At 60.7% G+C, this 12,895-nt stretch carries 10 protein-coding genes; 6 read left to right on the forward strand and 4 right to left on the reverse strand.

What is annotated here, in order from left to right; genetic code table 11:
• Positions 1-29: 29 nt before the first annotated feature.
• Entirely contained in the window at positions 30-233 is a 204-nt protein-coding gene (locus A8G15_RS27980) for a hypothetical protein (RefSeq protein ID WP_068166435.1), read from the forward strand.
• Positions 234-742: 509 nt separating this feature from the next.
• Positions 743-1,117 (forward strand): hypothetical protein, encoded by a 375-nt coding sequence (locus A8G15_RS27985; RefSeq protein ID WP_068166443.1) that lies wholly within the window; start codon positions 743-745, stop codon positions 1,115-1,117.
• A 296-nt stretch (positions 1,118-1,413) separates the two neighbouring features.
• Here A8G15_RS27985 and A8G15_RS27990 read toward each other — a convergent pair whose 3' ends face one another.
• The 4 genes from A8G15_RS27990 to A8G15_RS28005 are packed head-to-tail and all read right to left on the reverse strand — an operon-like array spanning position 1,414 to position 10,382.
• Positions 1,414-4,011, reverse strand: coding sequence for a DEAD/DEAH box helicase (locus tag A8G15_RS27990; RefSeq protein ID WP_068166436.1), 2,598 nt, complete (start codon positions 4,009-4,011; stop codon positions 1,414-1,416).
• Entirely contained in the window at positions 4,008-6,131 is a 2,124-nt protein-coding gene (locus A8G15_RS27995) for a site-specific DNA-methyltransferase (RefSeq protein ID WP_068166437.1), read from the reverse strand. The genes A8G15_RS27990 and A8G15_RS27995 overlap by 4 nt, the downstream gene beginning before the upstream one ends.
• 15 nt (positions 6,132-6,146) lie before the next feature.
• Positions 6,147-7,646, reverse strand: a complete 1,500-nt coding sequence (locus A8G15_RS28000) for a hypothetical protein (RefSeq protein WP_068166438.1) — start codon at positions 7,644-7,646, stop codon at positions 6,147-6,149.
• 3 nt (positions 7,647-7,649) lie between these two features.
• Complete coding sequence (locus A8G15_RS28005) at positions 7,650-10,382, reverse strand: hypothetical protein (protein ID WP_068166439.1); 2,733 nt, start codon at positions 10,380-10,382, stop codon at positions 7,650-7,652.
• 507 nt (positions 10,383-10,889) lie between these two features.
• Between A8G15_RS28005 and A8G15_RS31560 the strand changes: the two genes are divergently transcribed.
• The 4 genes from A8G15_RS31560 to A8G15_RS28025 all read left to right on the forward strand — a co-directional run bounded on the left by A8G15_RS31560 (position 10,890) and on the right by A8G15_RS28025 (position 12,834).
• Entirely contained in the window at positions 10,890-11,471 is a 582-nt protein-coding gene (locus A8G15_RS31560; RefSeq protein ID WP_245688038.1) for a hypothetical protein, read from the forward strand.
• Positions 11,468-11,767, forward strand: coding sequence for a hypothetical protein (locus A8G15_RS28015; RefSeq protein WP_156665601.1), 300 nt, complete (start codon positions 11,468-11,470; stop codon positions 11,765-11,767). The genes A8G15_RS31560 and A8G15_RS28015 overlap by 4 nt, the downstream gene beginning before the upstream one ends.
• 20 nt (positions 11,768-11,787) lie before the next feature.
• Entirely contained in the window at positions 11,788-12,174 is a 387-nt protein-coding gene (locus A8G15_RS28020) for a hypothetical protein (RefSeq protein ID WP_068166441.1), read from the forward strand.
• A gap of 279 nt (positions 12,175-12,453) precedes the next feature.
• Positions 12,454-12,834: a hypothetical protein gene (locus tag A8G15_RS28025; protein ID WP_068166442.1), complete on the forward strand. Its 381-nt coding sequence runs from the start codon at positions 12,454-12,456 to the stop codon at positions 12,832-12,834.
• The last annotated feature ends 61 nt before the right edge of the window (positions 12,835-12,895 follow it).

Here is a 12,895-nt window from a genome sequence, read left to right on the forward strand (position 1 = left end):
CTCTATGGGGCACTACTGAGAATTGAGCCATGCCGCGAAGTGTCATCGAAGACCGGCTGCGCACCGAGGTGCTGAAGGCGATGCCACTGCCGGACATCACCCTCGACGCCGTGGTGGCCGGCATTGTGCTGCTGACCGGCGAGAACACAACGCGCGGCGGCGGGCCCATCGACCTCGCCTGGCCGCCGGAGAGCCCGAACCCGTGGGACGAGGACGGCCCCGGCCGGCTGTAGCCCCAAACGCAGGTCCCACACCGTGATTGCGGAGGCGCCGGCCGCGGCCGGTCCCCGCAGGACCGACCCGCCGGTACCCCAGTGGGATGTCCCCGCACCCACGGCGCGCGGGGGCATGTCTGCTGGATACCTACCGGCCGATCATCTCCGCCCGCGCCAAAAGCCGGGGATATTCTCTCGATGCCTACCGTCTCGACCTCGAAGAGCTCATCGAGTTGGCGGGGGTCAGCTTCCGATGACGCGGATTCGCACAGAATCCGCAACTGCGGGCGTAGGTCGGAAACCACCAGGTCGGGAGCTGTCATCGCCGACGCAGCGACTACCTGGTTCGGTGCCCGGACTTACTCTTGCACCCTCTACTGACAAGATCCCCGCTTGCGCACGCATTCATTGACGAGTCCAAGCGTGACGGTTACATGCTCTGCGCTGTCACCGTCGCCGGCGGAGATGTCGCAGCCTTGCGTAAGCAGGTGGAAGCGCTGCGTCCGCGAGGCAGCGCACGGATCCACATGAAGTCTGTCAGCAAGAAGGAGACGCCGAAGTTGGTCACCGAGGTAGCGAAGCTCGACGCGGCCAGTCGCCTCTACGTCGTCAAGTCGGGAAAGATGCCTGAACGAAGCGCCCGTGATCTCACTCTCGGGGCCGCCGTTCGGGATTTGGCGACGCTCTCGGTGAGCCGGGTCCTTATCGAATCCTGCAATCAGGATTGGGAGGATAATCGGACCATCCGCGACGCCTTGGGCGCCGATGCGCCGTTCGTCTACCACCATGCTTCCCCGAGCGATCCACTGCTGTGGCTCCCCGATATCCATGCATGGGCCTGGGGCCGCGGTGGCCAGATGAGAGCGAAGATCGCACACCGGATCGAGGTGTTCACGCTCTGACAACGAAAAGAACCCCATCCGTGGGTGGGGTTCTTCTCAAGCGTGATGGGCGCGCAAGGCTGGAAACCGCTAGGTGGAGCTGCCCACAGGGGGTACTTACGCTCCGGAGACCTCCTACACGAACCACTTCCCTCGGCTATTGCCTTAGGCAACCACACGATACCACTATCAACCCCTTACGGACTGGTCTCGTCTCGACTTGAGATGCGTGCAACTTCCCCGGATGAACTGGCGTGACGCCCTGACGTGCGGCAGCTCGGACAGGGCCCGCCCAGAACCGGCAGGGGCGCGATCCCTTAGTTTTCCGCGTAATAGTTACCAGCAAACTGGGAGTTGTAGTACCAATCCACCGTCCGACCGCCACTCAGGACGATGGACCGCACATTCTCGTCCTTCAAGTTCAGCATCTTCATCACGTCACCGACCTTGCTCAAGGCTTCGATCCGATGGAACGCGTGACCATGATCCTCGGCGAACCGGGCAAGAGCCTGAAGCTTCACCAACGAGTCGTCCAAGTGGTGGCCGTGCGGGTCCACAATCGACGCCTTCGCTTCACCATCGACCTCATGAAAAAAGATGAAGTCCGGATGCATCGAACGCCAGTTGCCGGTCGTCTCATCGCGATAGGCGATTCCGAGCGAGTCGGCGGTCTGGCGTGGCGGGTTTCGGTACCACGCGAGCGCGCCTGACCGTGCGATCTCGTGCTTGACGATCTCGCCTTCCCAGTCATTAAGCTTGGCGATCGGCGCATCTCCGTTCTCGTCCGACATCAGGTGCAACTTCACCAATTCGGCTCGGCGCAACTGTCCGTCGATCTCCTCGATGTAGTCCTCGATCCGGGTGCGCGGCCGGCCTAGCCGACTGATCTGAGGGGTCGCAGCGAGCGCGTTGATCTCGCGATACTCCTGCTGGCGATCGTCGGCCAAGTCCTGGATCGCGTCTGCATGCTCCTCGAACAACTCCTCAGCAATCTCGTCCGATTTCTTGTCGACCGCTTCCCGGACCTCCGGCACACACGCAAGTGCCGCAGCCCGCACGAACGCATCGCGCAAAACATCGTCGCTGTCGTCTTCACCCGTCAGATGGTCGACGTACGTCTGGGCGATATCTGAACCGAACGCCTTGCGTGCGTCCTCGAATGCGGCACGAATGGCTCGCTCATCGGCCTGCTCGACAACGTCGGTGTATCCGACACCTGTCGTACCGAACTTCGCTGATATTTCCTGCAGACGCACCGTCAAAACCTCGGCGGTAGCTGCCTTCACCCGACTCTTATACAGCTCGGCCGACTCATCGAGAACACTGTGAATTTTCCGAGCCATTTCGGCGAGTGCGCCTGGGCGAACACCGTCAGTCGACAGTGCAAGCGCGAGAGAAGCAAGACGTTTCACCGGCGAAGTGCCGCGCTGGGGAATGGTCATGGACGGCAGGTCGTCCCATACCTTCCAGACCTCGTCGGAGATCGCTTTGTTGGGAGTCATGACGCACTCTTCGAGGATCACTTTCCGACCTGTCGGGTCGGGTACGCCGTCGATCTGAGCGGTCAGCAACTTCACGACGTCACCGGCGGTCTTGCGGTCGAAGAAGGGCAGCAGGCAGTCGACAGAGTTGAGCTCGTCGTCGCCAGGGACTCGCCGCGCCAGCGGTGTGCGCACCATCCGGCCGAGCAGCTGCTGGATGTGGTCATGGTCCTTCGCCGGCCGAAACGAGACAAGCACTTCCGCCCGTGGACAGTCCCACCCTGTGGAGATCGCGTCCTTAGCTATAAGCACCCGAACATGGGTGCGGTCTTCAACTACTTGCGGCTCGATCCAGTTGACCTGATGCGCTCCGAAGGTCTGCATAGTGTGTTCACTCAGTACATGCCGGATGGAGTCAGATCCCAGCTCCGGCATCTCCTCGAAGATGACGTCAATCGCTTGTCCCAGCTTGTCGTGGTCTGGTGTGTTGGGTGCCTGCAGTACCAGTAGTGGATTGACGACGTCCGGCAGACCTTGTGACTCGCAGTATTTTTTCCAACGCTCGGATGAGTGTTTCAGCTTTCTTACGGCTCGACGCACCAGAACCATGTCGATAGCTTGCGCTTCGGCCGGGATGTCGATTTTGACGATGTCCTTGACGAGTCCAGACTCTTGCACTTGGAAACCATCGACCTGGACTGGGGGAAGGTCGCGGCGGTCTCCTGACACTGCCGCGTCGTCCATCGCCTCCTTGAAGTCTCCGATGGTGGCGGAGATTCCCCACACGATCGGGACGGGCGGGTACCCGGCGTGCCCGTTTACGAGTCGCTGGACAATTGTGGACTTGTCGCGGGTCACCTTCGTACCGAACCCACGGTGCGCTTCGTCGACGATCAGGTAAAGCGTGAGATCGGGGTCGTCGATCGTGTTGGCGATGGTCTGCCAGATCGTATACCCCTGCAGATCGGGCTGGATAAAGGAGTGCATCCCGTCCAGAACCTCGTCTTCAGCAAGAGTTTCGTGCCCGCGAGTGAGCAGCGACGACTTCGAGAGCTTCTGTGTGTTGAGGAAATACACCTTGCCCGGCTCAAGTTTGGGCTTCGAGAACGGGGGTTCGATGGTGACAAGGTCTGTCGACACAACCCTGTCGGACGCCTCCATGATGCGGAACCGCGTCTGGTCGTTCAGATTCGGGTTGTCAGAAAACCATATGACGACGGCGCCGTCGTCCGGTTCGAAGTCGAAGTCGTCGTTTCCGTAGAACAGCGACTCGATGACGGCTGAGGCAATAACGGTCTTGCCAGCACCCGTGGTTGCGGACAGTGAAACCGACGTCGGTGTCATCTCGCGCTCATAGATCGCCTTGGCACGGTCCAGCGCCGCAAGCATGTCTTCGAGGGCGGTGCGTTGATACGGCTTGAGCGTGAACTTCATCGTGCGGCCCTTCCTGCCTCGATTTCGAAGTTGCGCAGGTAGGACGAGTACAAGCGGACCGGTTCGACGTGCTCAGGCAACTGTCGCACCATCGCTTCGAACAGTCGGTCCTCATCAGTAACGATGAACGCATGAGTCAGGCCTTGCTGTGCCTCGACCGCCTTGATGAAGGCTTCACTCAAGTCCAGATTCGCGATGACCCCGTACGCGTCTGCCACGTCCCAGCCGGTCGAAATGTCATCAATGCGGCGTCCACGCGATCCAGCACGCAACCACAAGAACGGAGCTATCTTCGGAAACTCGCGGTTGCTAGACACACGCATCACAGACTCGTAGGTAAGTGTGAAGAATTCTACATTCTCTTCGAAGCCGTCCGAAATTGGGAACTCATCGGTAAACTTGTATTCCCCCTTGATGGGATTACCGTCTGGCGTATTCCCTGTGATAGCAGCTTCGATCCGAGGTTTCGTTATGTAATCGCAGATGCCCAGCTGCTCCCACTCAGGGTCGCCGGGGCGTAGCCCCTGCTCACGTAACCGCACCTGTTCCGCCGCAGATACCTCGTTATTAGTGATAGAGATAGACTGGCGATTTCCTCCGTCCTGTTTATTCAATCGAATGACTGCATGCGCCGTAGTACCCGATCCTGCGAAGAAGTCGACTACGGTGGCGTTGGGCTTTTGCAGAACGGCGAACCTCAAAGCATCTTCAACCGCATACAGAGACTTTGGATAAGGGAAAGACCTTCCTGCCAGCAAATCTTTCACCAGAGCAGTCCCTTGCCCAGAAGTAGAATGCGAAGCTTGATTCCAAATCGTCAGAGGAGAGCGCTGACTCGACACCTTCTTCAGCTCCACCGCCCCGTCTTTATCATGGCCGGTCACGATAAGGTCGCCAGACTCGATCGCTGCCAGTTGGCCTTCCATCAAATAGTATGGCGTTCTGCCACCACCATTCTTCGAGCCGAACTTCACATAGCCCTTCTTTACGTATTCGTCGAACTTTGGCTTACTCAGCGACCAGCGTCCATCTTTTCCATTTTTTTGAATAGGCCAGAGCGCAGATGCCCCTTCCGGAACCGTGACCGAATCGATAGGAACGCCATCAGGAATCGGCTCTCCCGCATATAAGAATTCTAAAGTATTAGAATCAAAGAAAAGCGGGTAGAACATATTGAAGCGACCAGACGTCTGGCCAGTAGAGGCGAGACGCAATAGACTCTTCCATCGAATCTTTTCGTTGCCAGCAGCCTCGACTTGATTCAGCATGTCAGAAATCCATGGCGAGATACCTGCATTGCCGAATCGAATAAAATAGATGTATTCCTCGCTCCGCGAAAACTCGCCCCGGCGCGCATTGCCTTTACGATTGATAACAGTGGAGATCATTTGCGATCTACCCTCGGGGAAAATCTGCTCGAGGAGGAGTCCCAGCCGCAGATATTCCTTCTCGTCGATAGTGACGATAAGAATTGAATCGTCGGGGTTGAGCAGTTCCTTCGCAAGGAGAAGGCGCCGCTCCATGAACGCAAGCCACTTGGAGTGACGATAGTGGTCATCCGACTCGACATAGTCGTTGTTGTACTTCCAGTCTTTGGCACCGGTGTTGTAGGGCGGGTCGATATAGATGCAGTCGACTTTCCCGCGATGCGTATACAGCAACGCTTGGAGAGCGTGATAGTTCTCGGAGTTGATCACGGTATGAAACGGCTTATCGCCACCACGCTCGACTTTCCCCGTGGAGACGAGCCCGGGATAGATCGGGTCTCGGAACTCGGCAACCACGACGAGGTCCTCCATGAGCACGGACCACCCCTCGTCGGGATCGTCCACTGCTACAACGTCAGCCCACCGTTGGCCGTCTTCGGTGTAAGTCCTCGCTACCCGATAGAGACGCTCGTTCTCCTTCTTCGGCATTTGGCCCCGGTCGGGGAGGATGCGCACCTTGTCGTTCTTGCGCACTGGCCGGCCCGGCAATTCCACCGCCTCGGGTGTGTGTCGTTCGAAGTTCAGTCCGAACGATCGGCGTTCCGCGAGCGCGTTGGTTTCGCGCTGTAGGTCCTTTGCCAGCTGAGGGTCCAGGTTGGCGACGTGGCGGATGAGGTCGTTGAGGCGTGACACGATGTCGATTCTTACTTACGGAGTCGGTGAGACTGTGGCGACCCCTCGTGCGAAGGTGGCGAGGATGCGCTGATGGGTCTGACGGGGCAGATGGCGGTTCCCCGGTTCACCGAATGGAGTACCTGGGCGTACAGGTGCTTCTTGAAGCAGCCTGTCGAGTCCGGGCCGCGACACCATCAGTAAGCCATGCGTAGCGCGTGTGCAGGCGACTGCGAGGCGGCCGAACGCCGAGTTGAACTCGTCCAACTCGGAGGCGCCGGTGAGGGGATGGAGGGCGATCGTGATGCCGTTCGTCTGTCCCTGCCATGAGTCGACGGTGGACGCGATCAGGTCGGATTCGATCAGGTTGTGTTTGGCCCTGAGTCGGGTGGCAGCGTCGGTGGCGTCGTCAACCGCCTGATTTCGGGTGGCGAGGATGGCGACGAGAGGGTCGTCCGCATCGGCGCCGGGGTGTTCCTCCTTGGTCTTGCCGCTCGGTGTTCCGTCGTCGTTGTAGATCTGGGAGGAAAGGGTGAACCCTGCTGAGAACAGGTCGTCGAGAAGGGTTTCGACGAACTCGATAAGTGGTAGGTCGACGTCGGCAGCTTCGGCGTCCGGCAATCCGTCGACTTCGAGGAGCGTGGGGACGCCGGTAGCGACGGACTCCCACACTGTCTTTGTCAGGCCGGAGAGAGGGCCGAGTCCGATTGATCGGTCACCGGGTGCGGCGACGCAGTTGAGTGACTCCCATTCGGGGTAGAACGCACGCCACAATCCCAGTTGTTCGCCTGTCGGGCGCCAGACCGCCGGCAATTCGGTGGCCCATGTGTTGGGGTCGTCGCCGTCGTAGGCAGTCGGCCAGGCGCGATAGGGGTTGAAGCCGGGGTCGCCGCGCCAGGGGTTTTCGGCAATCTCCAAGGGCGGTAGTTGCCCGACGTCACCGACACCCACGTGAATAGGTGCTGTGTAGGTGATCTTGTCGAACAGGTGGTGCGGCAATTGCCATGCCTCGTCGACAAAAAGGACGTCGAATCGGTAATCGTCGTGAAAAGATGTGCCGAAGTGACTTCGGATGTGCTGGCGGGTCATTCCGAGCATGTGTGTTGTGGTCAGCACGACAGGTACGTCTTGGGGAATCGCTTTGACCGAGTTGACGACGGTGGCCGACGTTTTGACCCAGTCCGGCACGTCATTGAAGACGCGCTTGGAGGCCCACAGCCACACCCGGTCCTTGCCGATGTCGGTTCCGAGGGAAGCGGCAAGCGGCCACAGCTGCCGGTTCTGGAAGGCCGTGACGGCGACACGCAGGCACTGCGGTTGATCGATGGCGTCGCGGACCAGACCGCGTAAGAGGAATGATTTGCCGGCTCCGGCGGCAGCTTTCAGCAGGATGCGTTGAATGTCCGAGCTGCCGTTGAGTGCGTCGAGAAGCTGGCCCTTGGCAAAGGTGGCCGCCGCTTCGTTCTGCGCTGCGGCACGCGAGTGGTGGTAGGCATCGGTAGCGACGAGCGACGGGGATGTAAATGTGACAGTCATCAGCTATTCCACGTCGTCCATCGTCAGCTCGTCGGGTGGTTGGGTGGCCGGCCGATCGGCAGGATCGGGCAGGCTCTCGTCAGCGGCGTTGACGTCGAACGCGTCTGAGTCCAGTACGGGCGGCCATACTTGTGGATTGAGCTCTCCGCGGGCACGGCGGTCTGCGAGGATATCTGACCACTCGGCTTCGGCCGCCTCGTGAGGTTTGCAGCACCACTGATGGTTGGCCGGGTCGTCGATGAACGAGTCGGGGGTGCAGGTGGGTTTGGGCGCGGACGACGAGTCGACGCTCGGCCGGTTCATGTTCAACCACACGTCGCTCTTGTTCTCGGAGAACCACGAGAAATCTGCGACGATCACCTCGTCGCCGACGGTGAAGCCGGGATCGTGGTGGGGCGACCATCTGTATTGGCGTGGGTGTGTCCCGAGAGCCGTAAGCTCACCGATGGGCATGTGGGAGAGCTTGAAGCTGCCCTTTTGGACCTGAACGGTGACCTCGTCGGTCTCTACTAGGGCGTAGCCGTTTTGGTGAAGTGCGACGATGCGCGACTCGTCACCGATGCGGCGGGAGTCGATTTCGAGCGTCAGCGGAGCGTCGTTGATCACTCGTGCCAAGGCGAGGTGGCGTGTGCCTGCATCCTGAGCTGCGTCGTAGGCTGCAAGCGGGTTCGTCAAGGCTGTCACTTGGGCCGTGAACTTGTCGTCCGCTTCGAGGATCGGCACCACGTCGTTGCGCCACCAGCGGGATGTGCGATCGAACCGGACGAGGTCGAATGCGTGCAGGTCGAGTCGTCGACGCCAGAGGCGCTGGGCGTCGGCCTCTACGGTGCGCACCGCTGGTTGCAGCTTTGAGAGGTCGAACTCGGTTTGAAGAATCCGGGAGGCCTTGTCGAACACGGTGGTCTTGTATTCGATCTCGGTGCGGATCAGGTCGTGGTAGACGCTCGGCTTGGCTGGCCGCGGAAGCCCGGGCTTGTCACCTGTGAACGCATGGTGAATCGCATTGGACTGGGTCGGGGTTAACTGTGCGCCGACCGAGTGATCCGACTTCTCGATCAATTCTGCTAGGGCGCGGTGGTCGATCAGAGGTTCGCTCGGGTCTACCCACGGCGCGAGGTAGTCGAGACGAAGAGAGTTGCCGGTTGGACCGCCGGCCGTCACGAGAGAGGCAAGTGCCCTGCGCAAGTCGACAATGGTAGAGCGGGCCCGCATAGTCCGTGCTCGGTCCTGCTCCAACAGGAACGAAACGGCTACGCGGTCCTTCTCTGGAAGGTACGAGGGAATGGCGGCAGGCTCGCCGTTGTAGGTGAGCGCTGGACGCCCCTGCTGTTTGTCGCGCTCCCAGCGCAACCGAGAAAGTTCTTTGCCGGCCACACTGTCAGCGATCGAAACCAGCAGGTCGGCCGTTGTCGAGTCGGGCACAACGAGGTGGACGGGGGCGGGAGCGTCGGCGTTCATCTTGAATTGCTCTGCGATGGCCTTGTTGAGTTCCCTGCCGAGCAGCTTCATGATCGATCGTCGGGTGGCGTCGCTGTCGGGGTTGTCGTACACCGAAACGTGCCAGGGTTCGACAGTGTTCTTTGTGACGCGCTGGACAGCGATGCCATACACGCCGAGGGTCGCACCGTCCGACTTGGCCAGTACCACGTTGACCGTGCCGGGCTGCCCGATCGGGTCGAGGCGTCGCTGGCCGGATAGCATGCCGTTTCCTGCGAGCGTCGCCTCGATCTGCTGGCGGACCGAGTTCGGGAGCTTCCCGACCGGGGTGACACCGTCGATCAGTCCCACGGCCTGTGTTCTGACTTCCGGTTTGACTCCCAGTTCGATCAGCAGGTCGGCCGGGTTGGTCGATTTCTGCAGCTCGGCACGGCAAAACATGAACATGTCGCAGCTAGGACAGGTGTCCGGAGAATAGATGGCCTGTAAGTGTGCAAGATGGGCCGGTAAGTTGGAGCGGGTTTCCGGAGGGAAGCCGGCTGCTTCGGAAGCGCGTTCTCGAACACGCATACGAACCTCTTCACGGTGGTCGTTCAGGTTCTCGATCACTGCAGTCGGAGACAGCGAAGAATTGCGAGGCACGGCGAGGATGCCGAAAGTGTGAACGTCCATTCCTGCAGGCAGCTTCGTCCATGCTGCGGCAGACTCGGCACCTAGGGCGACCTGCAGAAATCCTTTGAGGAGACGACCATCCTCAATTTTGGCGCGAACCCGCTGATAGTCCTTGGCGTCGCCGACGATCAACCATGAACCCTCAGACTTGCCGTCACTGCTTGGAGCCTTGGGCGCAACCACCGCGAAGTCAGGATGCGTGTCCGTAGCGTTCTCGCCTTCGAGCCCGAGAAATGGAACGGCCAACTGGTGGATCAGAGTGGCATGTCCACGCGTAACAGCAGCATTGTGCGCCAGCTCTAAAGCGGACGCTGTCTTGCTCGTGTCGATGTGGGCGTCGGCTACGACAACCGCCTGTGGCCGTTCCAGGCCCAGGGCGCCGACCGAAACGGTGACCACCTCGGACGCGAAGCGCTTGTCGCGGACGAGCCGTTCGAACATCATCGCGCGCATCCAACGTAGCAACGGGATGGCGCTCTGGGGGCCTTTGGAATGGCCGACTTGTTCTGCGAGCTTACGTCGCGTAACGCCGGTGATCAGGGGGTCGGTGCCACGGAACCGCGCACACGCCGCATGTGATGAAGCGGCAACCGCGCTGCTTGCGCCGCCCGTCACTTTCGTCGACAAGCATCCTCCGATGTAACTCATTCAAGACAGCAAGAGAGGCCGCGGCCTAGCTCACGACGCTGGCAGCCGTGAACGCACGGCTGCACTCTTTAGTTCGCTCCATAGATCGATTTCGCTACATGTCCTCCGGCACCCACGGATACCGAAGAACTCGAATGAAGGTGCCAGAGCAAGCACAGAGCTGGCCCTTGCTATCTCAGGAGATAGCCCAGGTCAGCAGGTTGAGCAGGCGCACATCGGTCAGGGCCGCGAGCCGGCGGACCTACTCGGTCTCGGACTGCGCCAGGCGGCGTCGGGAATCGGGAGGGCACCGCTGTCGAGGTTGGTGCACACGTCATCGCGGATGGCTTCCCAGAACATCGCTCGTCTGCCGCGGTGGGGGTATGGGGCAGCTGCGGTACGAGCGTGGAGCCGGTAGAACGCCATGACCTTCGAGTGAGGAACCGCGGCCAGGTCGACAAGGCCGGCCAGCCCTACATCACCCACCCCGCGCGCGTCGCCGCCCGGGTGGCCGGTGACGAGAATGCTGTTGCGGCCGCCTGGCTGCATGACGTCGTCGAAGGCACCCCGGTCACCCTCGTCGACCTCGAGGAATCGTTCCCGGCCGAGGTCACCACCGCAGTCGATGCGCTGACCCGCCGCCCGCGACCTGCGTACCGGGAAGATCGCTGCGGTCCGCAAGTCCGGTCTGCACATCGACTCCCGCGTGACCTCGACCGTCGATGGTCGCTTCGCTGTGGAGATCGCCCGCACCGCCTGAACAGGGAGCAGGAACGACGCGCCCGCTCCCACTATGGAAGGCATGCGATCAGTAACCGTGTCGGGCAGGTGGATCGCCGATGTCTTGATCATGCAGTCTCGACCCGTGCAGCCTGCCTAGGATTGTCTGACGTCGTTGGACACGGTGAGCGGCGCCGAGATGGAAAGAAGGATGACATGGCGGCGATGACGACGTCCCTTCGGGGACGAGTCAAGAACACCGGTCTGCCGAAAGCCACGCGCTTCTCCCGCTGTTGGAGGCCGTCAACGGCATACAGGCTATCGATGCGAGATTCGAGGAGGACAGTTCCTAGGGACGCCTCGACGTGAGGATCGTGCGTAGCCCGCAGGTGGGTTTCGATCTCGGTCTCACCGCGCCCGGGCGTACTGCGCTGGAGCCGATCATCGGGTTCGTAGTCACCGACAACGGCGTGGGATTCACTGCGGAGAACATGAAGTCGTTCGAGACGCTGGACAGTGACTACAAGTCGGCCGACGGATGCCGAGGCGTGGGACGCCTGCTGTGGCTGAAGGCATTCAGCAAGGTGGTGGTCAAGAGCACCTACAAGGGCGAGGACGGCACCCTCCAGGGCCGGCATTTCGGTTCTCGGTCGATCGAGAGGTAGAGCCCATCGAATCAGCCGAGATGCTCGCCGATACCGGGACGATAGTCGAGCTGGACGGCTTCGGCACTGCCTACCAGAAGAGCGCCCATAAGACAGCAGCGGCAATCGCGAGAGAAGTGTTCGAGCACTGCATCTGGTACTTCCTGCGGCCTGGGGGCGCGCCTGAGATCCGGGTCGTCGACGATGGCGAGACCGTCTTACTCAGGGAACTGATGGACGAGTTTGTCTATTCGGCGATGCCGACGAAGACGATCGAAGTCAAGGGTGAGAAGTTCGACATGGTCAACCTCTGCCTGAAGTCGTCGACCCGCAACCAGATGCCGAGGCTCTACTGGTGCGCCGCGAGCCGTGTGGTCACTGAAGAGAACATTACCGGGAAGGTCCCCGGGCTTTACGGCCGACTCTAGGACGAGAAGGGCGCGGACTTCACCTACGTCTGCTACCTCGCCTCCGACTACCTCGACGCCAACGTCCGCGCTGACAGGACGGCGTTCGACATCGACGAGACCATCGAGGGCGACACGATCGAGGGTGAGATCACGCTCGCCGACGTACGCACGGCTGTACTCACCGAGATAGAAGTTCTGCTCGCCGATGAGCTGGCGGCAGCCCGGGACGAGGGTAAGTCGCGGGTCAATGACTACGTCAGCAATCATGCGCCTCGGTACCGACCTCTGCTCAAGCGCATGGGGTCGCTGGGACTGACGGTCGACCCGGCGATGAAGAACACGGAGCTGGAAGTGGTTCTTCACCGCGAACTCCAGAAGCTCGAAGCCGAAACTCTCGCCGAGGCCCAGAAGATCTTCGCCGAAGACGGTGCCGAGCGGCCCACGGACTACCAGGAGCGGCTCGACGACTACCTGGCGAAGATCACCGACATCAACCAGTCGGACTTGGCGGCGTACGTGGCGCGGCGCCGGGTGATCCTTGAAGTCCTGGAGAAGCTCATCCGCTCGAACGACGAGGGCAAATACTGCCGCGAGGACGAGATCCACAACCTGCTGATCCCGATGCGGAAAGACTCGAACGAGATCGGCACCGACGCCTCGAACAGTAGTGCCCCATAGAGTGGTGTAACTCGGTGGCCGAGATCGTCTGCGATTCCGTGTTGTGCACGGGTGTAGAGCG

The organism is Rhodococcus phenolicus (genome assembly GCF_001646785.1).
Lineage (GTDB): Bacteria > Actinomycetota > Actinomycetes > Mycobacteriales > Mycobacteriaceae > Rhodococcus > Rhodococcus phenolicus.